The organism is Spirochaetia bacterium, assembly GCA_022482625.1.
GTDB lineage: Bacteria > Spirochaetota > Spirochaetia > Sphaerochaetales > Sphaerochaetaceae > Pleomorphochaeta.
This window is the reverse complement of record JAKVOU010000001.1, coordinates 3,168,399-3,192,397: the sequence shown is the minus strand read 5'-3', so window position 1 is coordinate 3,192,397 and position 23,999 is coordinate 3,168,399. Positions and strand designations below refer to the sequence as shown.

The 23,999-nt window shown below is 41.2% G+C and carries 22 protein-coding genes, 1 tRNA gene and 1 CRISPR repeat array; of the genes, 10 read left to right on the top strand and 13 right to left on the bottom strand.

Annotation, left to right across the window (positions count from 1 at the left end; all coding sequences use genetic code 11):
• The first annotated feature begins 15 nt into the window (after window positions 1-15).
• From cas1 to csn2, 3 genes are read left to right on the top strand one after another with little or no spacing between them, the layout of a single operon-like run.
• Window positions 16-840 (top strand): type II CRISPR-associated endonuclease Cas1, encoded by an 825-nt coding sequence (gene cas1, locus LKE40_14495; protein ID MCH3918638.1) that lies wholly within the window; start codon window positions 16-18, stop codon window positions 838-840.
• Window positions 833-1,156 (top strand): CRISPR-associated endonuclease Cas2, encoded by a 324-nt coding sequence (cas2, locus tag LKE40_14490; protein ID MCH3918637.1) that lies wholly within the window; start codon window positions 833-835, stop codon window positions 1,154-1,156. The genes cas1 and cas2 overlap by 8 nt, the downstream gene beginning before the upstream one ends.
• A complete protein-coding gene (gene csn2 / locus LKE40_14485) occupies window positions 1,153-1,824 on the top strand; it encodes a type II-A CRISPR-associated protein Csn2 (protein ID MCH3918636.1) in 672 nt (223 codons plus the stop codon). The genes cas2 and csn2 overlap by 4 nt, the downstream gene beginning before the upstream one ends.
• 157 nt (window positions 1,825-1,981) lie before the next feature.
• A CRISPR array of direct repeats spans window positions 1,982-5,367; the repeat unit is 36 nt; unit sequence GTTTGAGTAGTATGTTCTTTCTAATACCTATAAACC.
• A gap of 279 nt (window positions 5,368-5,646) precedes the next feature.
• Here csn2 and LKE40_14480 read toward each other — a convergent pair.
• Together LKE40_14480 and LKE40_14475 are read right to left on the bottom strand one after the other, a co-directional pair.
• On the bottom strand, window positions 5,647-6,129 hold the full coding sequence (locus LKE40_14480) for a dCMP deaminase family protein (GenBank protein ID MCH3918635.1): 483 nt from the start codon (window positions 6,127-6,129) through the stop codon (window positions 5,647-5,649).
• Window positions 6,110-7,078: an alpha/beta fold hydrolase gene (locus tag LKE40_14475; protein ID MCH3918634.1), complete on the bottom strand. Its 969-nt coding sequence runs from the start codon at window positions 7,076-7,078 to the stop codon at window positions 6,110-6,112. The genes LKE40_14480 and LKE40_14475 overlap by 20 nt, the downstream gene beginning before the upstream one ends.
• 110 nt (window positions 7,079-7,188) lie before the next feature.
• Between LKE40_14475 and LKE40_14470 the strand changes: the two genes are divergently transcribed.
• Complete coding sequence (locus LKE40_14470) at window positions 7,189-7,812, top strand: CpXC domain-containing protein (GenBank protein ID MCH3918633.1); 624 nt, start codon at window positions 7,189-7,191, stop codon at window positions 7,810-7,812.
• A gap of 103 nt (window positions 7,813-7,915) precedes the next feature.
• On the opposite strand, the gene LKE40_14465 is transcribed toward LKE40_14470, so the two are convergent.
• From LKE40_14465 to LKE40_14455, 3 genes are read right to left on the bottom strand one after another with little or no spacing between them, the layout of a single operon-like run.
• On the bottom strand, window positions 7,916-9,112 hold the full coding sequence (locus LKE40_14465) for a sodium ion-translocating decarboxylase subunit beta (GenBank protein MCH3918632.1): 1,197 nt from the start codon (window positions 9,110-9,112) through the stop codon (window positions 7,916-7,918).
• A gap of 14 nt (window positions 9,113-9,126) precedes the next feature.
• The gene (locus LKE40_14460) at window positions 9,127-10,956 is read right to left on the bottom strand and encodes a biotin attachment protein (GenBank protein ID MCH3918631.1); all 1,830 of its coding nucleotides are present in this window, start codon (window positions 10,954-10,956) and stop codon (window positions 9,127-9,129) included.
• Window positions 10,957-10,980: 24 nt separating this feature from the next.
• Window positions 10,981-11,268: an OadG family protein gene (locus tag LKE40_14455; protein MCH3918630.1), complete on the bottom strand. Its 288-nt coding sequence runs from the start codon at window positions 11,266-11,268 to the stop codon at window positions 10,981-10,983.
• Between the two features lie 243 nt (window positions 11,269-11,511).
• Here LKE40_14455 and LKE40_14450 point away from each other — a divergent pair, with 243 nt between their 5' ends.
• From LKE40_14450 to LKE40_14440, 3 genes are all read left to right on the top strand, one after another.
• Window positions 11,512-12,438, top strand: coding sequence for an Mrp/NBP35 family ATP-binding protein (locus LKE40_14450; GenBank protein ID MCH3918629.1), 927 nt, complete (start codon window positions 11,512-11,514; stop codon window positions 12,436-12,438).
• A 1-nt stretch (window position 12,439) separates the two neighbouring features.
• Window positions 12,440-13,060: an NUDIX hydrolase gene (locus LKE40_14445; GenBank protein MCH3918628.1), complete on the top strand. Its 621-nt coding sequence runs from the start codon at window positions 12,440-12,442 to the stop codon at window positions 13,058-13,060.
• A gap of 485 nt (window positions 13,061-13,545) precedes the next feature.
• On the top strand, window positions 13,546-14,307 hold the full coding sequence (locus LKE40_14440) for an SIMPL domain-containing protein (GenBank protein MCH3918627.1): 762 nt from the start codon (window positions 13,546-13,548) through the stop codon (window positions 14,305-14,307).
• Window positions 14,308-14,317: 10 nt separating this feature from the next.
• Here the strand turns inward: LKE40_14440 and LKE40_14435 are convergent, their stop codons facing one another.
• The gene (locus LKE40_14435; protein MCH3918626.1) at window positions 14,318-14,899 is read right to left on the bottom strand and encodes a macro domain-containing protein; all 582 of its coding nucleotides are present in this window, start codon (window positions 14,897-14,899) and stop codon (window positions 14,318-14,320) included.
• A 101-nt stretch (window positions 14,900-15,000) separates the two neighbouring features.
• Between LKE40_14435 and LKE40_14430 the strand changes: the two genes are divergently transcribed.
• On the top strand, window positions 15,001-15,948 hold the full coding sequence (locus tag LKE40_14430; GenBank protein MCH3918625.1) for a 3-hydroxyacyl-CoA dehydrogenase family protein: 948 nt from the start codon (window positions 15,001-15,003) through the stop codon (window positions 15,946-15,948).
• A gap of 598 nt (window positions 15,949-16,546) precedes the next feature.
• Here the strand turns inward: LKE40_14430 and LKE40_14425 are convergent.
• The 5 genes from LKE40_14425 to LKE40_14405 form a co-directional block, all read right to left on the bottom strand.
• On the bottom strand, window positions 16,547-16,822 hold the full coding sequence (locus tag LKE40_14425) for a hypothetical protein (GenBank protein ID MCH3918624.1): 276 nt from the start codon (window positions 16,820-16,822) through the stop codon (window positions 16,547-16,549).
• Window positions 16,823-17,013: 191 nt separating this feature from the next.
• Window positions 17,014-17,412 (bottom strand): hypothetical protein, encoded by a 399-nt coding sequence (locus LKE40_14420; GenBank protein MCH3918623.1) that lies wholly within the window; start codon window positions 17,410-17,412, stop codon window positions 17,014-17,016.
• Window positions 17,413-17,838: 426 nt separating this feature from the next.
• A complete protein-coding gene (locus LKE40_14415) occupies window positions 17,839-18,273 on the bottom strand; it encodes a hypothetical protein (protein ID MCH3918622.1) in 435 nt (144 codons plus the stop codon).
• A 196-nt stretch (window positions 18,274-18,469) separates the two neighbouring features.
• Window positions 18,470-19,522, bottom strand: coding sequence for an aminotransferase class I/II-fold pyridoxal phosphate-dependent enzyme (locus LKE40_14410; protein ID MCH3918621.1), 1,053 nt, complete (start codon window positions 19,520-19,522; stop codon window positions 18,470-18,472).
• Between the two features lie 441 nt (window positions 19,523-19,963).
• A complete protein-coding gene (locus LKE40_14405; protein ID MCH3918620.1) occupies window positions 19,964-20,506 on the bottom strand; it encodes a CGNR zinc finger domain-containing protein in 543 nt (180 codons plus the stop codon).
• Between the two features lie 143 nt (window positions 20,507-20,649).
• Between LKE40_14405 and LKE40_14400 the strand changes: the two genes are divergently transcribed.
• Entirely contained in the window at window positions 20,650-21,642 is a 993-nt protein-coding gene (locus LKE40_14400) for a DMT family transporter (GenBank protein MCH3918619.1), read from the top strand.
• A gap of 199 nt (window positions 21,643-21,841) precedes the next feature.
• On the opposite strand, the gene LKE40_14395 is transcribed toward LKE40_14400, so the two are convergent.
• Window positions 21,842-22,189, bottom strand: a complete 348-nt coding sequence (locus LKE40_14395; GenBank protein MCH3918618.1) for a hypothetical protein — start codon at window positions 22,187-22,189, stop codon at window positions 21,842-21,844.
• A 1,014-nt stretch (window positions 22,190-23,203) separates the two neighbouring features.
• Here LKE40_14395 and LKE40_14390 point away from each other — a divergent pair.
• Window positions 23,204-23,277 (top strand) — tRNA-Arg (locus LKE40_14390).
• Window positions 23,278-23,321: 44 nt separating this feature from the next.
• On the opposite strand, the gene LKE40_14385 is transcribed toward LKE40_14390, so the two are convergent.
• A complete protein-coding gene (locus tag LKE40_14385) occupies window positions 23,322-23,960 on the bottom strand; it encodes a TetR/AcrR family transcriptional regulator (GenBank protein ID MCH3918617.1) in 639 nt (212 codons plus the stop codon).
• Window positions 23,961-23,999: the final 39 nt, after the last annotated feature.

The following is a 23,999-nucleotide window of genomic DNA, read 5'->3' as shown; positions in this document are numbered from 1 at the left end:
AAACTTGAGTATAGGATGAATTACCTTGTCATACGGACAAGTGATGGTATACAAAAAGTTTTTCTTGATGAAATTTCTGTGTTGATAATTGAAAGTACCGCAGTCAGCCTTACTGTAGTTTTGTTACAGGAGTTAGCAAATCGAGGTATTGATACTATTTTCTGTGATAGTACTCGCAATCCCTGCTCCGAATTAAAACCATTTTATTGTGCCCAAACAACAAATGAACGAATCTTAGTACAAATCAATTGGACTATTAATGCAAAGACTTTGGTCTGGACAGAAATTGTAAGACAAAAGATAAAGAAACAACAAGAAATGGTTGCCCGGCTTCATATTGACGACCTAGGATATTTTAAAGCAAAAGCAGAAAGCGTGTTACTTGGAGACAAATCAAAAATGGAAGCACAAGTTGCAAAAAAATATTTCCATCTTCTATTTGGAAATAATTTTTCCAGACATACAGATACCCCCATTAATGCAGCTTTGAATTACGGTTATGGGATCTTATTGTCAGTGTTCAATCGAGAAATCGTAAAGAATGGATATTTGACGGAATTAGGAATTTGCCATTCAAATGTACATAATACTTTTAATCTTGGTTGTGATTTGATGGAACCTTTTCGACCATTAGTCGATCAGATTGTCTTTTATATGATGCCTTTCGATGAATTTACAACGACTTTGAAGCATGAATTGCTGGGTATATTCAATTGTAAATTAAAAATAAATGACAGGCATTATGATTTTCTCAATGCCACTGAAATTTATTGCACAAGTTTATTCCAAGCTTTGCAATCCAAAAATATCAATCTAATCAAATTTTTTGAATATGAATGAGAAAAAAATAATGAGAATCTTAATTATGTTTGATTTACCGATACTGACTAGCAATCAAAAAAGGACGTATAGAAAGTTTAGGAAATGGCTAATAACGGAAGGTTTTATTATGATGCAGGAATCAATCTATTCAAAAATTGTCTTAAATCCTTCCTCAGCGAAATTAGTAATAGAAAAGCTAAGAAATTATAAACTTGAAGAAGGAATTGTACAAGTATTGGTTCTTTCCGAAAAAGAATACAACGAAATGGAATATATCGTCGGAAAGTCAAAATCTGACATCATCAATACTATTGATAAAGTAGTTTTCCTATGAACTTAGTACATCCTGAATTATGTTTTAAATTTTCTAATATAGAAAGAAAATCTCTTCTGCTCGTCATAGAAGCACCTTCTGTGTTTTCGCAAGTTCTTACTGAGCTAAAAAATCAAAGTGAAGGAAATTCTGGTTTATTTGTTTTATCTGAAGAAGAAAAAATAATGCCACTTGATAAAAATCTAAAAGTAATCATTGACCCCCTAGCCTTTGATCCGAATGATAAAATAATATTAAATGCAATCAATAAACAAGTGGAAGAAGACGCCATAAACGAATACCACTATGAAGCAACAAACAAGTTAATAAGCATGCTTAAATCATATGCTATTGACCTCGCATATGATTTTCCTGGTGCTATTACTCCTGTAGAAGAAATTCCTATTAACGCAATAATCAAAGCCTTGTCATTTCATGTCGACACTCTCGGTAATTCCTTGGTTGAACATATTTTTGATTCAGTTTTATCATATAATAAATACATGCACTATTCTTTATTCTGTTTTGTCAATCTTATGAATTTTTTACCTATGAATGAAATTACTAAACTGATAGAAAGTTGCATCAAGGAATCAATTGCTATAATGTTTATAGAAGCCAAAGATATTTCTATTGATAAAGAACTATTCCAGAAAGTTGTGATAGATACAGATTTTTGTCAGTTTTAGTGTAGGATTTTTTTACTGTTTATGATATAATATCAATTGTAGGAAATGATTAATAAAGGATTCAATTATGGAAACCACTCAAGCTGGACTAAATTGTTTGCTTCAGATAGATGTGTTTGTTGTCACTCTCGCATCTATTACAGTTAACAGATGTTCAGTTTGAGTAGTATGTTCTTTCTAATACCTATAAACCGCCGTTCTCCTCGTCAAAATCCGTCACATAGTTTGAGTAGTATGTTCTTTCTAATACCTATAAACCTCACAGGGTTTGTACACTGCATTACAGTCGGTTTGAGTAGTATGTTCTTTCTAATACCTATAAACCGCATTATGAACAACCGCTACAAGGAGGTTCGTTTGAGTAGTATGTTCTTTCTAATACCTATAAACCACTGATAGCAGTTGCCGACAAGAGGATTGTGTTTGAGTAGTATGTTCTTTCTAATACCTATAAACCAGTAATTGTCATTTAATACGTCATAATACAGTTTGAGTAGTATGTTCTTTCTAATACCTATAAACCCGTTCCCAAGAGCCTATGACACTCTTCGGAGTTTGAGTAGTATGTTCTTTCTAATACCTATAAACCCCCCTGGCGTTGTACTGACCTGATGGTGTCGTTTGAGTAGTATGTTCTTTCTAATACCTATAAACCAGCGCAACTTGAATGTGTCCCTCATGTCCTGTTTGAGTAGTATGTTCTTTCTAATACCTATAAACCAGCACCGAAGGGTGGCAATCCACCCGACGCGTTTGAGTAGTATGTTCTTTCTAATACCTATAAACCTCCATCCTTGGGCTTTGAGGTAACTGCTTCGTTTGAGTAGTATGTTCTTTCTAATACCTATAAACCGGCCGACAAAACGGATTGCGAAACATGGGGGTTTGAGTAGTATGTTCTTTCTAATACCTATAAACCTTACCCCATTTGCCAAAAGCTCTATCTTCAGTTTGAGTAGTATGTTCTTTCTAATACCTATAAACCCTATTATGATGATATGGATGTCGATGGGGAGTTTGAGTAGTATGTTCTTTCTAATACCTATAAACCCAGCAAAATTGTGTCAAAGACCATGTCTGTGTTTGAGTAGTATGTTCTTTCTAATACCTATAAACCCTTTATGCCATCCTTTGACCAGTCACCTCCGTTTGAGTAGTATGTTCTTTCTAATACCTATAAACCACGCACCTGGAATCCATTGAGGTCAAGAAGGTTTGAGTAGTATGTTCTTTCTAATACCTATAAACCTATCACGTCTGTGTCGTATAAAGGTGTTGCGTTTGAGTAGTATGTTCTTTCTAATACCTATAAACCTGGCGACGATTTAATCTACATCCATGATGGGTTTGAGTAGTATGTTCTTTCTAATACCTATAAACCATGGACATGCGAGATACACAGGCACGCTGCGTTTGAGTAGTATGTTCTTTCTAATACCTATAAACCAATCAACAGTTTCACCCGGAGTCGCAATTAGTTTGAGTAGTATGTTCTTTCTAATACCTATAAACCCAAGCATTGCGACAATGTGACCTTGGACCTGTTTGAGTAGTATGTTCTTTCTAATACCTATAAACCGAATCCGGCAACCTGCTGTGTCGACCCTATGTTTGAGTAGTATGTTCTTTCTAATACCTATAAACCTACATCGTTAAAAACGATGGGGACAGAGTTGTTTGAGTAGTATGTTCTTTCTAATACCTATAAACCCAGACTAATGATGTGCAGCGTAGCGTAGATGTTTGAGTAGTATGTTCTTTCTAATACCTATAAACCCCGACATCGGGAGCATTGCCTATGCCCAGGGTTTGAGTAGTATGTTCTTTCTAATACCTATAAACCATTCGCGGCTCATATAGGGCTGAGGTATCCGTTTGAGTAGTATGTTCTTTCTAATACCTATAAACCTGTAGTTGACGACACAAGGAGCTATGACCTGTTTGAGTAGTATGTTCTTTCTAATACCTATAAACCGTCAGGCAAAAAGCCCTACTCAGTACATAAGTTTGAGTAGTATGTTCTTTCTAATACCTATAAACCTATTAAGATTGTTCCAGAAGGTGAAAGGATGTTTGAGTAGTATGTTCTTTCTAATACCTATAAACCGGTCTCATTGATAATCCTGCAAATGCAAAAGTTTGAGTAGTATGTTCTTTCTAATACCTATAAACCTCTGAATGGGTTGTCAACCCAAGCCTTGACGTTTGAGTAGTATGTTCTTTCTAATACCTATAAACCGTGCCGGTGGCGGTGGCAGTCAGGAGTGCGGTTTGAGTAGTATGTTCTTTCTAATACCTATAAACCCTATCCCACCAAATGATTCGCCGTCCCTTTGTTTGAGTAGTATGTTCTTTCTAATACCTATAAACCACAGGCTGTGGCACTTATCCATGGTATGCTGTTTGAGTAGTATGTTCTTTCTAATACCTATAAACCCTGCAGGTGCGAATTTTTTTAGATTCGTTTGAGTAGTATGTTCTTTCTAATACCTATAAACCGTTCTACCGCTACATCGGTCCCAATTATCGGTTTGAGTAGTATGTTCTTTCTAATACCTATAAACCATGTGGAAGTGTCCCAGGTCCCGATCGAAAGTTTGAGTAGTATGTTCTTTCTAATACCTATAAACCTGCCGTTGCCCTCCAGCCAGTCCAGGTAGCGTTTGAGTAGTATGTTCTTTCTAATACCTATAAACCTCGTTCCCCTGATGCGAGCTCGCCTTGTCCGTTTGAGTAGTATGTTCTTTCTAATACCTATAAACCCTCAGGCCGCTCGTGACAAAGAGAAAGCTAGTTTGAGTAGTATGTTCTTTCTAATACCTATAAACCAAGTGGAAGTGCCGTCACTTTCTAATTCTTGTTTGAGTAGTATGTTCTTTCTAATACCTATAAACCTTCTCGGCCAGGAATGAGGTAATCTCATCCGTTTGAGTAGTATGTTCTTTCTAATACCTATAAACCCAGGTGCCAATGCAGGCAATGATGCAATAAGTTTGAGTAGTATGTTCTTTCTAATACCTATAAACCGCTGCGGAAGTATCAATGGTTCTGCTAATCGTTTGAGTAGTATGTTCTTTCTAATACCTATAAACCCTTTGCTAGATGGTCTCCCACCTCGCACGAGTTTGAGTAGTATGTTCTTTCTAATACCTATAAACCACCGGCTCAAAATACTCTGTTGCAGCCCCTGTTTGAGTAGTATGTTCTTTCTAATACCTATAAACCATCCGCAAGACGGCAATGCGTCTGGAGAAGGTTTGAGTAGTATGTTCTTTCTAATACCTATAAACCTTTGATGCCAAGACCTAGGACAGTAGCTCTGTTTGAGTAGTATGTTCTTTCTAATACCTATAAACCCTCTTCAAGTTTCTGCAGGTTCTCTTTTATGTTTGAGTAGTATGTTCTTTCTAATACCTATAAACCTTTATTTTTTTGCTTGACATGTCCGACAGGTTTGAGTAGTATGTTTTTTAACGTTTTGGTAGAGAAACACCCCCACGAATGTGGATTTGAGTAGTATGTTCTTTCTAATACCTATAACCAGCATTGTATCATTGCCCACGGGTATCTTTATTTAAGAAGTATATTTTTTTATAATTCTGTAAATCCAGAAGCTTTGATTCCTAAGCTGCATACATTTGAGAAGTATGCCCTTTCTGATATTTACAAACATCACAAAAGATAATCATGGTTTAATTTACCAAGCAATATGTTTTTTCACTATTATAGAGGCTTTTTGCTAACTATTTTTCAGGTGGTAAGTTATACCTTTTGTAACGATTAGTCGTAAAAATTCCCCACATAACCAGTGGGGAGTTTTTTTTAAATCTCAACCGTCATCTTTTTATGATTCTGTGGTAATTTCCTCAATACCACACCAGCTGCAGTAAGCATCTTCTTGGAAGCAACAGTGTTATCAGCTTGCTCATACTTATCACAGAGATACACTACTTCCCTGATACCGCTTTGGATGATTGCCTTTGCGCATTCATTGCAAGGGAACAGACTGACATAGAGGCTACAGCCATCCAGGTTACAAGTACTGTTCAGTATTGCATTGAGCTCTGCATGACAGACATACGGATATTTGGTCTCAAGCCAATCTCCTTCTCTACCCCACGGCAGTTCATCATCATCACAGCCAGTCGGAAAACCATTGTACCCGACACCGACGATTTTCTTCTGCGGATTGACTATACAGCAACCTACCTGAGTATTGGGATCTTTGCTCCTGAACGCAGAAAGCATCGCAACACCCATAAAATACTCATCCCAGCTGATATAATCACTTCGTTTCTTTGTCATGTAGCTTTTCCTCCAAAAATGTCAATATTTCATCCATAAGCCCAACCCTGACAGAACGGTACATCAACAGGACATGATGATTATGATTGACCGACCCCATCTTTACTACCCTACCGCGAAAATCAGGAGAACCATTTTCTCTTGAAATAATCATAAAGTTGCCGAAAGGAACTGTCTTGTCATGACATTCATGCATGGAAAACATCGGCACATCAATCAAAGAAAGCTTTTTACGTACCTTATTTTCAGCCACAATCAAGCTCAATCCCTGGTGAATGAACAAACCCTTGTACCCAGTCCAATCTTCATTTCCATCAACACTGTCGATACCATTTACGCACCCAGTGGCAAAAGTAGATTTGAATATGGCAAGTATCCTTACAAGATACATCACAGGCCTTGTCACAATATGGTCTTTTAAGCTGTTATAGACAATAGGAGCATCGACTGTCACAATGGCATCAGGACGCTTGTCACTCCCATGGTACACCTCAGAAAGATGCATTGCCATGAAGCCACCCATGCTGATTCCAAGCACAAATACCGTATGATATTTCTGACGTAACTGCTCATATTTCCTGCAGGTAAAGTCAAACCATTGGGTATAAGTCGTTTTCTTCAAATCCTTGGGATCAGTACCGAAACCGGGCATAAGATATGCAAAAGTATCGAACCCCGCATCAAACAGCCGTTCACTGGCATATGCATAGACATGAGGCGTAGAAGGAAAACCATGTATCATGAAAACGGCAACATCACTGGGAGTATCTTCATGGACCTTGATGATACTGTGGCATCTGGGAGCAAAACATTTGCTCTCGTCAGTCTCCAAGGGCTTTGTCTGCCTATCCTTATAGAAGACAAGCGTCGAACTCCAGACCAATAGTAAAATTATAAGCAACACAACTATGACGGCACATTCCATGTCATCAACTATACCCCTGAACAACGATTCATCTCAAGTCTATCAGACATACTGCTTGCTTTCTTTTTTCAAAATGAACAGCAGTATCCGGCAAGTATCTTTTGGAAACCGATGATTCATGATATGGTAATTCCATGGAAGAACATACAGCCATATTCGAAGCAGAAATAACTTGCCCCAAGTGCAGACACTGCCAAAAACGAACTTTACGAAACCTAGTCAACGTTACCACCGACCCCCAGTTGAAACTCGGTATACTGACAGATTCTCTCTTTATGATGACATGCAAGAATTGCGGAAACAGCTTCCTGATCAACCACGAGTTGCTCTATATTGACGAAAAAGCAGATCTGACAATCCTGGTAGCCCCGGATTTAGAAAAACTAGATCTCAGCTCGGTTCGTCTTGAAGCAAAGACCTCCATCAACAGGATTGTCACCTCAGTCATCGATCTCAAAGAAAAAATCGTCATCTTCGATGCAGGCTTGGATGACAGGGCCATTGAGCTTTCCAAAGCCTATATCACCTACAGAAACACACAAATAGAAAACCTACGTTTCCTGATGCAAGACCCTGGTAAAGAACTTACTTTTGCCATTTCTGACACCAACCATGAAAACCAAGCGATCAAACTGGAATACCACTTCTATGAAAAACTGCTCAAACTTACACAGAACCATGCAGAAAGTGACGACTACTATCTCATTGATTCCAATTGGGCATACAATTTATTTTCTGAACTTGCACGAAAAGAATAAAAAAAAACAGAAATTATTATAACTCAAAATGACAAAAAAAAAAACAGGGAGCTGATCAATTTCAGCTCCCTGATATTTTTGCTTTATCAGCAGGATTTCAAACTTACAGAGCTTCCATGAAAGGAACCACAGCAAGCAAGACACCAGCTGCTACGGCAGAACCAAGAACTCCGGCTACATTCGGTCCCATGGCATGCATCAGAAGGAAATTCTGAGGATCTTCCTCCTGACCTACCTTGCTTGACACACGGGCAGCCATAGGAACTGCAGAAACACCTGCAGAACCAATAAGAGGATTCACAGGATGCTTTGGAGTCAACTTATTCATCAACTTCGCAATAAGTACGCCAGCGCCAGTACCGATAGAGAAAGCAATCAACCCAAGCAACAAAATACCCAGGGTATTCAACTTGAGGAAGTGACTGGCTTCCATCTTCGAACCGACAGACAAGCCAAGGAAAATCGTGACAATATTCATCAACGAATTCTGCATGGTATCACTGAGACGGTTTATTGCTCCGCATTCCTTGGCAAGGTTACCGAACATAAGAGAACCCAGCAAGGGCGTAGCTGTAGGAAGCAATAAGGCACAGATTAAAATAACAGTAATCGGGAAAAGGATCTTCTCGGTCTTTGAAACCGGGCGAAGCTGCTGCATCTTGATCTTTCTTTCTTCAGGGGTAGTCAAAGCTCTCATGATAGGTGGCTGGATGATAGGAACCAAAGCCATGTATGAATAAGCAGCAACTGCAATCGGCCCTAACAAGTCAGGCTTCAAGCGGCTGGTCACATAAATGGCGGTAGGACCATCAGCACCACCGATGATACCAATGGAAGCGGCGGCATGCAGGTTGAAATGGATGCCAGGCACAAAGGACAGAGCCAGTGCACCGAGAAGAGCACAGAAGATACCGAACTGGGCGGCAGCTCCTAACAGCAACGTCTTCGGATTTGCAATGAGCGGTCCAAAATCGGTCATCGCTCCTACACCCATGAATATGAGAATAGGGAAAAGACCTGTGCTGATACCAGCATCGAACAAGACCTTGATGAATCCAGCCGAATTGTTGGCGGGATCAATCCCGGAAATATAAGCCAGCGGGATGTTACAGAGAATACAACCGAATCCAATAGGAATCAGGAGCAAAGGTTCGTAACCTTTCTTGATCCCAAGGTAAACCAGCAACAATCCGACAAGAATCATTGCAAAGTTGCCCATATTGAATTCCGAACTGGCCAGGCCAAGGAAGCCTGTGATGCCGGTCGTATACCATAGTTGGTGCAATGCGTTACCAATCATAAACTTTCTTCTCCTCAGCCGATGATCATCAGCTCATCATCAGCAACAAGCTGTTGCCCCTGACTTACACAAATCTTAGTCACCGTGCCATCACATGGTGCAAAGATTTCATTTTCCATTTTCATGGCTTCCATGACCATAAGGCTCTGGTTCTTGGTAACTACATCGCCTTCCTTGACATTGAAACGAAGTACCAGTCCAGGCATAGGAGCAACAACAGGTGTGCCAGGTCCTGCAGGTACAGCAGAAGCGGCAGCAGCCGGTGCTGCAACAGCAGCAGAAGCAGCAATGGCAGCTTCATCAATACCTGTCTTGACGGTAAGAGGATAAGAGACACCGTTCACCTTAGCATCAGCCTTGCTGAGCTTGACACCATAGGCCTTGCCATTGACGGTAACGGTAAATTCACCCTTCTTCCTTGCTTCTTCAGCCTTGCGGTCAATCTTTCTTACCCCGTTAGCCTTTGACTTTCCGGTCAGATAGAGGATCCCCTTTTCCTTACATGAAGCTGCAATGAAAATATTCTCATCAGTAACTTCAACGTTATTGTCCTTCAACATCTTGATCGCAACATCACGACCCTTGGTAGGATCTGCATCATTGATATCGACAACTTTCTTTGTAGTGGGTTCCAGCTTGAGCTGTTCGGCAGCAATCTTGACAACTTCCGGATCAGGAGCAACAGGGGTCTTGCCAAAATAGCCAAGGACCATCTTGCCGTAGCCTTCTGCAATCTTTTTCCACGGTCCGAACATGACATTGTTGAATGCCTGTTGGAAATAAAACTGGGAAACAGGAGTAACAGAAGTACCGAAACCACCCTTTGCAACCGTCTCACCCATTGCTTTTACAATCTGGGGGAACTTATCCATCAAGCCATTGTCACGGAGCATCTGGGTATTGGCTGTAAGAGCACCGCCGGGAAGCGGGAAGAACGGAATAGTCGGATTGACTTTCGATGCTTCAGGAGGCAAGAAATAATCTTTCATGCAGTCCTGGAAAACTTCCTCTGCTTTCTTGATCTTGTCAATGTCAACATCAAGTTCAAATTCCGTACCACGAAGTGCATGCCACATGGTAATGATATCAGGAGAACAGGTGCCGCCGGAACAAGGTGACATGGATACGTCAATCTGGTTGACACCGGCTTCAAGAGCCATCAGATACTGTGCAACTGATACACCTGCAGTTTCATGGCTATGGATACAGATAGGAACATCATTGCCCAACAGTTTCCTCGCCCTCTTTATGGTTTCATAAACCACATGCGGCGTAGTAGTTCCCGAAGCGTCCTTGAAACAGACGGAATCGAAAGGAATGCCGGCATCCAAAATCTGGCGAAGGACATTTTCATAGAAATCAGGATCATGCGCACCGGTAACATTTGGGGGAAGGCTCATCATGGTAACCGTTACTTCATGCTTGAGTCCGGCATCGTGAATTGCCTGTCCGCTATCGATCAGGTTGTTGACATCGTTGAGAGCATCAAAGTTACGGATGGTAGTCATACCATGTTTCTTGAACATCTGTGCGTGCAGCTTGATGATGTCACGTGGCTGGGAATCCAATCCGACGACATTGACACCACGGGACAGGGTCTGGAGATTTGCATCAGGACCTGCCACTCTTCGGAATTCATCCATCATGTCGAAAGCATCTTCATTGCTATAAAAATAAAGAGACTGGAAACGGGCTCCGCCACCGGCCTCAAAATGGGTGATGCCTGCCTCTTTTGCAGCAGCAACGGCCGGCATGAAATCCTTGGTAAAGACACGGGCTCCGAAAACGGACTGGAAACCGTCGCGGAAAGCTGTACACATAAAATCGACTTTCTTTTTCTTCATTGTTCTGTTGTTCCTTTTGATTTTTTATCTTTTGGACTCGACCACGGCAGCAACGATGGCTGCGGCGATTTCCGGGTCAGTACCCATCGCGGCCGAAGCGGTCTTCGGCATTGCTGCAGGACGTGCAGCTGCAGGTGCAGGTGCAGGTCTCTTGGCTTCGATTTTCCTTACGATTGAACTCATTCCTTTCGTAACGAAAATCAAAATGACCAGGAACAGGAATACGGTTCCCATTCCAAGCAGCATGAGTACGACGCCATTAGATAGATTGGCAGAAAGAGTTTCTGCCGATTGTTGCGCCAATTGTATCATACGGACTCCTGGTTTGTTGTTGTAGATTGGTACATATGGGACCTGACAAAATCATGTCTCAATGTACTCGCATCCTATGATACTGATATACAAAGAGATATGCAAGGCAAGCTTTGGCAATTTGTCTGCTATTTGGTACCATGGAAAAGAGTAGGCCGCAAAAAGGGTTGCCTAACAGCCATATTTTCCTTATCTTTATCAACAAGACATATGATGGTATTGCACCACCAGAGGAGCACTATGATGGCAGAGCAGAATGCTGCAAATGAAATGGAGCAACAAGATAAAAGAATACGATCCGCCATGGATAAGATCGGAAAGAAAATCATCATCATGAGCGGCAAGGGAGGCGTCGGCAAAACTACCGTTACCATAAACCTGGCCAATGCATTGGTTGATGCAGGACATACCGTCGGTGTCCTTGACACTGATCTGCACGGACCGAACGTAGCCAAGATGTTCGGCTGTGAAAACGGCGTACTCAACGCCTCACCCGACGGAAATCGCTTTGAACCGGTAAAGGTACGGGAAGGACTGTATGTAGTCAGCCTTTCCTTTGCACTGGAGCAACAGGATGCTCCTATAATCTGGCGTGGCGCCATGAAAACAGGCGTAGTCCGCCAATTCATAGGAGATGTCGACTGGGGCACCTTGGACTATCTGTTGATCGACACGCCCCCAGGGACAGGAGATGAACAGCTGACAGCAATCCAGGCAATACCGGAAATGACCGGTTCCATTGTCGTCACTACTCCGCAGGAAGTGGCAATCCTCGATTCCAAGCGAAGCGTTTCTTTCTCAAAGAAGCTCAATGTACCGGTAATCGGCGTCATTGAAAACATGAGTGGACTTATCTGCCCTCATTGCGGAACGGAAATTCCGGTGTTCGGCACAGGCGGTGGCGAAAAGATGTGCAAGATGATGGATGTACCGTTCCTAGGTAAGATTCCCATGGAAATCCCGCTGATGGAAAGTGAAGATACAGGCAAAAACTACATTGACGGTACGCCGGAAAGCCCAAGCAGCAAGAAGATGAGGGAAATTGCCTTGTACATTGATGCACATACGAAGGTTTCCCATTATGATCCCAATGATCTCCAGGGCACCTCACATTGTTCACCTGAGGCATGTGCCCACTGCACAAGCAACTGTTCATCAAGGCACAGCTGAGATGGAAACCGATCGTTTCAGAATCGGGAATACCGAAGATCCCTCCCACTTGGTCTGGAAGGAAGTAGCACATAAAGACCTGTTGCATACTCCCATATTCGATCTCCAACAGGACGAACGGGAGTCACAGCAAGGGGTGCGGGGCTCTTTCGTTACTCTCAAAGCGCCGAATTGGATTACAATCATCCCATGGTATCGGAACGGAAAAGGCATACCATGTTTTGTCATGGTCCAACAATTCCGACATGGAGCACGTAAGGTAATACGGGAATTTCCCGCAGGAATAATCGATGCCGGGGAAGATGGCCTGACAGCAGCAAAAAGGGAACTGGAAGAAGAGACCGGCTTGGCGGCACAGTCCTTTACCTTCCTTGCTGATATCAATCCAAATCCGGCACTGATGAACAACCGAGCCATAGTATACCTTGCCGAAGGGTTGCACCAAGTCACCGCCCAACATCTCGATGCAACTGAACAGCTCGATGTGCAGTCCGTACCAGTCCATGAAGTAATCAGGCAGATGGGCAAGGATTCTCTCTATGACAACGGCATGATGCTGATGGCATTGGGCCTGTTTATGAGAGAAGCAGCCAACCAGCCCGAACTGCTACGGCAACAATAACAAGAAAAGGGCTGTACCCAAGCATACTGGGTTACAGCCCCAATGCCGAATACGGCACCAAATAGAAAACATATTCACCCGGAACCATCTTCCGGACCAAGACATCCCTTACACTTACCTGTGATGCTTTTTCTTATGTAGCCTGTCCAGTACAAATATACCGCTTCCCGAACATATGAATACTGAGACTTGGTCACTTATCTCTGGATCAGAAAGAGAAAACACACAGGAAATCAAACATCCTATAGCGAACGACAGGCAAAAACCATTGCCTATGCATCGCTCATAAATCCAGAAGGCTATGGCATACAATGCCCAGCCAATGACAGTGAACAACACACCACAAACTCCTTTTCTATTTTATTGAACAACCGTTTTCAGGATAATGCAAGGAAAAAATCAAAAAAACGACTGTCATGCCACCGTGCAATAAAAATCCATGGTATGATATGGTAATTTCAGACAAGAAACAGGAGATTTTCATTATGAAACACAGAACCGGCGGAATACTTGCCGTCCTTGCGATTTGCTTCGCTTCATTGGTTCTTACGGCTTGCTCAAGCCTGGCAGGCCATCAACAGGAAATGGTCAGAACGATTACCGTCAGCGGTACGGGAGAAGTCAAGGTGAAACCTGACACAGCCCTGTTTACCATACAGGTCAGTGAACTCAAAGATACGACGACGGAAGCCCTGCAGGAAACAAGTAGCAAAATGAACAAATTACGGACAATTCTGGAAAGCTTTTCGATTGACGAAAAAGATCTACAGCTGCAATCACTTTCCCTTCGGCCGGAATATGACTGGATTGATGGCAAACAAGTCCTGAAAGGGCAAAGAGCCTCCCAAAGTATCCAGGTCAAGGTCACAGGCATAGACAAAGATACGAAAAAACTTGGAAACATCATCGATGACCTGGGACAAGTCAGCAACATCACCCTCGGCAATATCACCTTTGATAAGGATGACAAAACGGAAGCAATACGCCAAGCCCGTAAGCTCGCCGTAGAAAAGGCAACAGAAAAAGCCAGAGTATTGGCTCTGGCAAGCAATATGGTGCTAGGTGCTCCGATCACCATCGGCAACACAGCATCCGAGAGTATTGTCCAAGAAAGGACCTATCAGCCCAAAGTACTGATGGCAACTGCTTCAATGGCAGAAGGAAACGCTTCGACTGATACCCCAGCAGGGAATCTCGACGTCACCTCCTCCATTACCATCGTCTATCAGATGGAACCCACACGCTGATAGGAACAGGTTATTTCTGCTGGAATATTTCAAGCAGGTGCAATATTTGTGCAGGATCATAAAACGAAGGAGTAAAACGGGACGCAAAGAATCTGCAATTCTTGTATAAGGCCGCCCAGTTCGTCCTTCGTCCCCAAAGGCTCAGGTAAACATCTGTCTCCCTTGATGTTGAAAGGAACCGTTCGATTTCTTCTATGGCTATCCATAAGGCTTCATCCTTAGGATAGCCGAAGATTCCTGCAGAAATCAGCGGGAATGCTATGGAAGACAGATTTTTCTCCTTACAAAGCGCCAAGGCAGACACATAGCAGGAACGGAGCAAGGCTTCTTCGCCTTCTTTCCCGCCAAGATATCGTGGTCCGACGGTATGGATGATATATTTTGCCTTGAGCTTATATCCTCCTGTAATTACAGAAGAACCGGTACTGCAATGTCCGATCGACCTGCATTCCTGTGCAAGCTCCTTACGTCCTGCTGCTGCAAAAATTGCACCGCATACCCCACCCCCAGGTGCAAGGTATTCATTTGCTGCATTGACTATGGATTCCACCTCAAGTTCCGTAATATCCTTATTTGTAAATAGCAACCCCATACACTACCTCTTTCTACCAGCATATCCCTAGAGGAGTTCCCACGCAACCATATTGTATTTAATAAAAAAATATCTAAAATGGACAACAAGGAGTATCTAGCATGATAAAAGACATTGCATTGGCAGGAGCCGGTACCATGGGCACCTCCATGGCCCTGATATTTGCAGAAAAAGGTTACCATGTCACCGTTGTCTATCGACATGAAGCAACAGGAATAAAAAGCAAAGAACAAATATATACGGCTTTGGAAACAAAAATCGCAGAAGGCCAACTTGATCAAAAAGATAAAGATGCCATTCTCAAAAAGCTTACTTACACGAAAGATCTTGGCAGTTTTGCCGCATGTGACCTTGTCGTCGAGTCAATTGCAGAAGATCTGACAATCAAATCGGTCTACTGGAAACAAATCAGTGACCTTGCAAGGGAAGATGCAATACTTGCCACAAATACATCCGGCCTTTCCATCACAAAACTGGCTACTGCAGTAAGTCATCCAGAACGTTTCGTCGGTATGCACTGGTTCAACCCTCCACATCTGATCCCCCTCATCGAAGTGATAAAAGGAGAAAAAACCAGTGAGGCAACGGCCAAACAGGTATATGACCTATCCCTGTCCCTGGGAAAGAAACCAATCATGGTACATAAGGATGCAAAGGGTTTCATTGCAAACCGTCTGCAGCTTGCAGTATTGAGAGAAGCAATCCACATCGTCGAGAACGGTATAGGATCTTTCAAGGATGTCGATGATTGCATGAAATACGGACTCGGTTTCAGGTATGCCTGTCTCGGCCCTTTTGAAGTCACTGACTTGGGAGGTCTGGATGTTTTCCATAATGTCGCAAAGTACCTGTATGCCGATCTCAGTGCAGACCAACAGCCTCAGCCATTGTTCAACAAGCTGGTTGCAGAAAGCAAACTGGGAGTAAAAAGTCAAGAAGGGTTCTATGACTACCATAAAGGCAAAGACAAAGAAGCAATAAAAAACAGGGACGCCAAGTTCATGGCACAAAGCAAACTGCTTGCATCCTTTGAAAAAGGAAACGACTAACAAGCAACAACTAGCTTTCAACGCCTCAATTCATCAGCCCAGACTTATAGCTTGATAGGTCTGGGCTGAATTTATCAGTACGTCAAATTCATCTTCACCTGACCACCGCAACAGACAAAAGGAACTGATATCTTTGCTAAATTCTTATATTGGATAGCATATTCAAAAAGTTTTACATTATTACGAAAATGTCATATTTGGATAGTATATACTTATGTTAACACATAGCAAAGATATACTACCACAATAAAGGTTGTTCACTTCTTTTTATAGGAAATATGTTAAAATTATGGCTTAATTACCAATAATAAAAAAAATTTTAAATATTTTTTCTTGCAACTATTGACATAAGTTATAAGTCGCTGTATATTCAAATCGTAAACAAGAAAAACTAAAAAAAGAAATAGGGAGAATCAACCAAATGAAAAAGTTTATCACAGCCATCGCAGTAGCAACACTTGCAGCAGCCGCCACCTTCGCAACAGACACAAGCAACTATGTCAAACTTGCCACCAAGGTTCCGACCGAAGCAATTACGACAGCACTCTATTATGAACCATCAGACAGCACAGAGGTCAACCTTTCCGACTACACGAGCTCAAAGAACCCTTACTCCATCACCCTGGATGACAACGCGCTGGCTTCCGCAGGCTCCACAAAGGACTTCATCCTCAAGGCCTCCGGCAACCAGACCTCCGCTACCAGCCTCTCCATAGGTGTCACGGCCACCAGCTTTTATACCACTAGGAGCGACAAGACAACCCACGAGGAACAGGCTGTCAGCGTGCAATATCTCAACCCTTCCGACAGCTCCACAAAGATTTCCACGCCCACCACAGTTACGCTTCCCGTAGGCTACCAGAAGGACACCCATGTGGCAGAGTTCTACCTCTACTGGGCAGCTGCTACCAATCCTGATGCAGGTGAGTACCAGAGTGACGTAACGGTTACCTACACAGCTGACTAAACAAACACCCTACAAATCAAACAGATAATAAAAATTCCATCCTGTTTAGGATGGAATTTTTTGCATGGAACCAACTGTCAATAAAATGAGCCCTGATCTCAATCACCATCAACGGCAATAACAGGATCAGCATCAGAAGAAATTGTTATTGCAACAGTACTTTCGGATGGAGAACCGAGAGTATAACTACCAAAAGTCTTGTCCTTGAAAATATTTCCAACATCGCAAGTAAGGTAATATTGTCCAGTACTTACAACGGAAGTCATATCTAGAGAAAGTGAAAGCGTTCCTCCGTGACCAGTTATAGTCGCCGAAGATGTAACTTTCGTATCAGCATCTTTCGTAAGGCAAATCTCGACATTAGTTACAGCATCTGAACCAGTATTCTTTATATTGAAAGTTACCGTCTTTGCATTGACTATGTTAAAACTGCATCCTACCAATATGCTGCAAAGTAGCACTAGGACTACACCTAGAATTCCATATGATTTTCTCATAGAAGTTTTTTTTCTCCTAAGCCAGGATAATCAATCCACGGTGAAAGTTCCTGCATAAAACAACGTCTCTCCCAGTTACACCGCTTTCTGACATATCATGTCATATCAAGCATAAATAATTGTATAATATATTTTGTAGTAATAAAAGTGTATTTCTTACTATTTTTGATGATATATTTATTTACACAATATATACATATTTACAAATATTAAATTGAATCTAAATATAATCATATGACAATTTATTAGTAAAAGTTTATTAAAATACCCTGTCAAGTATTCATAATCAGCAGGTAATATAAGATGTATATTTTTATTGGCACTGAAAGATACCTATGATATCAGTAAATCTATTAGCCAAGTAATAAAGAAAAACAAATTGTTATAGGTTGCTTTCACTCAGTCTTTTATAGAGGCCATTTTTATTTATGTATCGTATCTGCAAAAATATAGAAAATGTTCATCTTTGTCATAAATCGCAATGGTAAAATTGAAAGATGGACGAACAAGAATAGTGCAATCATCATGATGGTTGCCACCACCCTCATACCTGTCATAAAAATACCAATATCCATTTTCAATTGACGGCATCAAGACATTATCCTGTGTATCAGTAAGATATGGTCCCCGTCTTCCTTGTCCATACACCACTTCTTGCAAGTTGCACGATAAAGGCAAAGGTTTCCAATTGGAATTTGAATCAACAGCAGATTCAAATACAGATGCACAAGTATTGTCAAAACTTATTTTTACAAAGGTATATCCATCACCGTTTCCACTATGAGTATCAGTTTCATCACAAATTGTTCCATCTGCGACCGCATCTATTCCAAGTTCCTTTGCAATATCTGTTATCCTCACCTTCAATGAACATCCTAGCAAGCAAAAAACAGTAAACAGAATGGAAAATAAAAAACAAAAATACCTTTGCATGACAAAACCTCAGAATTAAAAAAGCAAACAAATAAATCTTTTATAATATGATATGTCTGTAACTATATAAATGCAACACGATAGTATTGTTCGATTATTCCTCTTAGTATCAGAAAAAATAACATCAGATACAACAACTTTCCAGTATTTTCTCCAACGCCTTCACCAAGGCAATGTTTTCCTCATGAGTCCGGATTGCAAGACGGCTATATGAAGCATCAAGGCCATAGAACTTCGTACAGTCCCTGGCCTTGATGCCCAAGAGCAATAACTTTTCATTGAAATGTGCAACAGAAGATTTCACAAGGAAAAAATTGGCAACAGTCGGGAAAAATTGAACATGGAGCCTTTTGAACGATAAAGACAAGAACATACGTTCCTGTGCCAACAAGACATACGTGCGGGAAAGATACGGAGCAGCATCTGACAGAGCCAGGATACCGGCAAACTGAGCAGGCGAAGAAACATTGAACGCCTGCCCCTGTCTTTGCATCTTCTCGACCAAGCCCTCATGTCCTGTGATAACAAAGCCAAGGCGAAGACCAGCAAGGGCATAAGTCTTTGTAAAGGCATCGATGACAACCAAATTACAGAAGTTTTCTACCTCTTGCCTGACGGTATGCTGCCTCCAATCCTCCATCATTTCCATAAGACATTCATCAACGACACAGACAGTATCGTTTGCCTCACAGATACTGATCAGCTCCAACAGTTCCTTCCGTGGTATCAGTGTCCCTGTAGGATTATTCGGATTGCAGACAATGACGATATCCTGTCGTACAGCCAAAGAGAGGAGCCGGTCCATATCAAGGGAAAATCCATCTGACATTGACAGCTGACAATGTATAATCTCACAGTCAACCAACGACAAGGCAACGGCATATTCCTCGAACGTAGGTTCGATGACCAAGGCTTTCCTTGGCCTTAATGACAATATCAAACGATAGAACACATCATCTGCCCCACTGCCACAGTAGAGAGAGGCCATCGGTACACCATATCGATCTGCAAGAGCCTTTTTCAATTGTCGGCAATCAGGATCAGGATAGAACCCGAAGCTTGAAACAAAACCATCGCCTGCCTGTCGCAGCACATCAGTTACTCCCAACGGGTTTGTATTGACTGAAAAATCAAAGTATGTTTCTTCCCCTTTTTCCGTTGACAAGCGATAATCCATATAAGCTCCAAAACAACCGATGCAGTATCCGATTCCACAAGGAACCAAGCCGTAAGCAAATCAATCAGGCTCTTTCACATCAATCTGCAAAAAGACGAAAGCAGTTTATCGCTTTTCCTTGGTTTTATAAAAGCATCCCTTGCTTAGATGAACTTAGCTCACGCCCTAAAAAACAAATAGGAAAGTATCAAATAGCTTTCAAGAAGCGGGACAGGACGGCTTTGCTTGCGGTCAATTCCAGCTGAACCGGCAATAGGATGTCAGGACATAGTCTGTATACATGGGAATCCATTGATAGCATAACGCACTTTTACTTCTCCATGCTCAGGAAACTCAAGATAAATCAAAAGAGAACTGCCGAAAAACCTGAACTTTTGAAACGGCTTCTTTTGCCAATAGGATACCCTATTTCGGACAACACCGGTCCAAGGTATTGTGTAATCATTGCTCTTGCCTTTTTTTGGATGCCCTATATCTACGCACTTTCATAAGGCTTGCACATCTGTTATCGCACCATTTTCTCGTATGGCTTTTACTGTCATCATAGAATATCCAATCACATTCTGGATTTCCGCATTTCTTTAGGTATTGCAAAGGATATTCCGTAATCAACACACTGAAAGACAATACAATCTGATACATAATCCATGCAATGTCATCCGATTGCTGCTGTGTTTTCAGAATATAGTGGCCGTCTTGTTCAACCAACACCTTTTTAGGGGTTCCCTGCAGTAATATCTGATTAAGTTCATGTATTTCCTGAGACCCGACAATCCGTCCAACACACATTTTCATTAAAGTTTGAAACATAAATTCCCGGAACGTTATTAGTTTCTCAAATCCACGCATTGAAGGGATAAGTTCAGGCAAATCCCATTTGTTGCAGAATTGAGCTAACCACGTGCAATCATCAAGAGGATCAGAAAAAGGTTTATGTGTGATATACCATCGGCTATTTATAAAATCTAAACACAGGAATTTCACCTAAGCACCTCTCTTTGTAGGTAAATATATCATATGTAACTATCAAAATATATATTGACAGTTACGTCACGGTAGCATAAAATAACAACCGTAAGTAACCATTATTATACCACAAAGCAGTTACATTTAAAAGGCCAAGGACTATGCAACAAAAAACCATCGGTGGAATCATGCTTATAAGTGCAACACTAATCTGGGGAACCTCTTTGGTCGCCCAAAGTATCGGGACAAAATCAGTAGGGCCCTTTACATTCAATGCAGTACGGTTCTTGATCGGAGCATGCGTACTCTTGCCGTTAATTCTGATAACAGATTATCAAGGCCATAGGGATAAAGCAAAATCCAGCAATTCTCCAAAAAAAAATTATTCCTTACTCAAGGGAGGTTTTATTTGCGGAAGCATCCTTTTTGTCACGGCCTCATTGCAACAGGCAGGCATAGCCTATACTACGGTTGGAAAAGCCGGTTTCATTACGTCCCTATATATAATCATTGTTCCTATCCTAGAACGCTTTCGAGGCAAACGTATTGATCTGAAAACATGGGGTTGCATTCTTCTTGCAACCGTTGGCATGTATCTGCTATGCATCGATGCAAAGTTGATTCTCAGCTTTGGAGATACTCTTGTCTTACTTTGTGCTTTTACAACATCAATTCATATACTCGCAATCGATTTCTATTCATCAAAGGAAGATTGCATAAAGCTATCCTGCCTTCAATTCTCAATATGCGGGTTGTTAAGCATAATGGCTGCATTCATGTTTGAGCATCCTGAATTACAATCAATAATGCGTGCGAGTATTCCTATTTTATATACAGGAATCTTATCTTGTGGAATTGCTTACACTTTACAGACATCAGGACAAAAAGAATTAGATCCTGTAGCAGCTACCCTAATTCTTAGTTTGGAATCTGTCTTCTCTGCCTTATGCGGCTGGATTGTTCTAAGGGAAACACTGAATTCCAGAGAAATAGTCGGCTGTACTTTAATGTTCTTGGCTACCATTACTTCACAAACAGCAGCAATGCATGAGCAAAAACACGAAACAATGGGAAATGCTTCTGTCCTGAGCCAAATAAATTTGAAAATAATAAAAGATAGTAAAACAAAAGGAATGCCGCGAGATAAGCAATGAATACCTTCATTTTGAAAGAGATATACAAAACAAAAAGGCAGCTTTGGAACTTAAACCCTCCGTTTTGGGAAAGAAAAACAAGATACCTGAAGTCATATCAGACTCGTCCATTTCCAAGGATAGGGTAGCATAAAGAGAAAAGTCATATAGAGACTCATAGCAGTTTCAATTGAGTAAAAGCTATCATCGAAAAACTTTTTCAGTCATCTATCAAAGGCAAATAATCCACTCCTATGGTTATATTGACTGTACTCTCTGAGGGATAACCTTTGGTATAGTTACCAAACCTCTCCGTTTCCTGGTTACCATTGATCTTGTAATTAATAAAGTACTTTCCGCTATTTATAACGGTAGACATATCCAATGGCAAAGTCGTAAAAGAATCATCTAACAACGTATCCTGTGTAGTCTTTACTTCCGGATTTGTTGATAAGCATATTTCAAGATCAAGAACCGTATATGGAGACTTGTTGTTGATGCGAAAGGCAACTTTCTTTCCATTGGCAATCCTGAATCCATAGCTTATGGCAAATATACTAAATACCACAATGAATACAAACAGGATTTTCAGTGTGTTTTTCAAAGTTGCATCCTCCCAATAAGCATAAAATAGGCCCTTCACTAAGATCATTGTAAGAAATATCCACTGTTATGAATAGGTTTTATATTACCAATAAACTTGAATTTTAATTGATTCATTTAGTTTGCTGATAAATAGATATGAACTAAATTATTTTATTAACTATGTAAAAATATGGTCATTTGAATTCAATGCTACTTTGCTAATCTCGTCTCTCTGACATGCCTGGAATGGATAACTTGACCAAATCCTTATTCTTTTTGTGGCTTATCATGTTCAACATTAAGCAAACTCTGAGATGAAAAATAATTGAAGAGAAAATAACTGCTATGGAAATCGTGATATCATAAAGAAAATATTCATCCACAGGTAACAATACATCCCCTATTTTGCCAATTGGATAAAAACAATAATGGACAGGTACAGTAAAAGGAACTGTCCTGCCTGCTGTGCAGTACCGCAGACAGGGCAGGATGGCAAGGGCATGGACAAAGAAACAATGCAGATCAATCAATAATTTTTTCCCAGCCGAGGTACTGAAAACAAAGATGGAATAAACAAGGTATTCTTTCTCTCTTATCGAGGCAGGGAATCCTTGGAGAAAGTCTACTGCAGCTAGAAAAAAACAAGAGCACAGTAACATAAGGCCAGATCCTTACCATGCAATGATAAGAATTATAACCGCTCCCAGTGAAAGTGAATGTGGAGAAATATGTAGAAATCAATTTCCAGAAAAACTTCAAAGTCATTTCTCATAGAAAAAAATTTCGAAAAATAGAATGAGCGAAACACTTATTAACCATTATGTATACCAATAAGGATTATATACCAATAAGTAACTATCAGACATGGCTATACGTTTTCTTTGTCTATGACCACGGCTGGAGCCATTTCTCATTGTTGACACTTACCATGAAAAGCGGTACAAATACTAGCGTTGCGCAAGTAGCGCAGTAAGAAAGTAAAAAACACTTTCCTGTTGGGAGCATAGCTCAGCTGGATAGAGCGCAACCCTCCGGAGGTTGAGGCCGCAGGTTCGAATCCTGTTGCTCTCAAGGCAAAAAAGTAACCTGTTCTACAAAAGGACAGGCTATTTTTTTTACTTCAGACAAGAAAACGGACGCACTGCACCGGCAGACAGACGAAACATCAAATCAGCAAGTCGTTCTGCTGGAATATCAAAGCCCGATTCCACCCATTTCTGAATCAAATCAAGACATCCCATGACAAGAAAACCCTGGATATAGTCATTGATGTTTTCCGGGCAGGTAAGCTTGATATATGCCTGCATGTTCTTGAATGCGGAGGCAACAAATGTCTGACGGAACGTCGTATCCTGGGGATTGCACAGCAGAGCCCTGAAGATGTCTGCATTCTGCTCGATATAGGACAGCAATGCAACCAGATACTGACGCCCGTCCGAGCCTATCCCGATATTTTTCAGATGTGCCTGCACGTTGTCCAGCAATTCCTTCTCAATGGCATCCAGCAAATCAAACTGGTTACGATAGTGCAGATAGAACGTAGACCGGTTGATCTCAGCCTTGGCACAGATTTCCTTGATGGAAATCCTGCTGATAGGGTTTTCCTGCAGCAATGCTATCAGACTATTTCTCAACAATTGCTTGGTTAACCTAGTCCTTTGATTTTCTTTTTCCATTTTCTGTGCTTTCCTTGCCCCAGTAACAGCTGAAATTGCTACGAAATAGACAATAAGCAGTGTTTCTGTTGCAGACACAGCATAATAAAAACAACTGATGGTTGCAATATAGACACA

Coding starts and splice junctions, on each gene's coding strand:
- LKE40_14465 (MCH3918632.1), bottom strand. CDS start 9,112: ATGATTGGTAACGCATTGCACCAACTATGGTATACGACCGGCATCACA.
- LKE40_14480 (MCH3918635.1), bottom strand. CDS start 6,129: ATGACAAAGAAACGAAGTGATTATATCAGCTGGGATGAGTATTTTATG.
- LKE40_14430 (MCH3918625.1), top strand. CDS start 15,001: ATGATAAAAGACATTGCATTGGCAGGAGCCGGTACCATGGGCACCTCC.
- LKE40_14455 (MCH3918630.1), bottom strand. CDS start 11,268: ATGATACAATTGGCGCAACAATCGGCAGAAACTCTTTCTGCCAATCTA.
- LKE40_14445 (MCH3918628.1), top strand. CDS start 12,440: ATGGAAACCGATCGTTTCAGAATCGGGAATACCGAAGATCCCTCCCAC.
- LKE40_14435 (MCH3918626.1), bottom strand. CDS start 14,899: ATGGGGTTGCTATTTACAAATAAGGATATTACGGAACTTGAGGTGGAA.
- LKE40_14470 (MCH3918633.1), top strand. CDS start 7,189: ATGGAAGAACATACAGCCATATTCGAAGCAGAAATAACTTGCCCCAAG.
- cas2 (MCH3918637.1), top strand. CDS start 833: ATGAATGAGAAAAAAATAATGAGAATCTTAATTATGTTTGATTTACCG.
- LKE40_14440 (MCH3918627.1), top strand. CDS start 13,546: ATGAAACACAGAACCGGCGGAATACTTGCCGTCCTTGCGATTTGCTTC.
- LKE40_14450 (MCH3918629.1), top strand. CDS start 11,512: ATGGCAGAGCAGAATGCTGCAAATGAAATGGAGCAACAAGATAAAAGA.
- LKE40_14400 (MCH3918619.1), top strand. CDS start 20,650: ATGCAACAAAAAACCATCGGTGGAATCATGCTTATAAGTGCAACACTA.
- csn2 (MCH3918636.1), top strand. CDS start 1,153: ATGAACTTAGTACATCCTGAATTATGTTTTAAATTTTCTAATATAGAA.
- LKE40_14425 (MCH3918624.1), bottom strand. CDS start 16,822: ATGGGTGTCCTTCTGGTAGCCTACGGGAAGCGTAACTGTGGTGGGCGT.
- LKE40_14420 (MCH3918623.1), bottom strand. CDS start 17,412: ATGAGAAAATCATATGGAATTCTAGGTGTAGTCCTAGTGCTACTTTGC.
- cas1 (MCH3918638.1), top strand. CDS start 16: ATGAATTACCTTGTCATACGGACAAGTGATGGTATACAAAAAGTTTTT.
- LKE40_14460 (MCH3918631.1), bottom strand. CDS start 10,956: ATGAAGAAAAAGAAAGTCGATTTTATGTGTACAGCTTTCCGCGACGGT.
- LKE40_14410 (MCH3918621.1), bottom strand. CDS start 19,522: ATGGATTATCGCTTGTCAACGGAAAAAGGGGAAGAAACATACTTTGAT.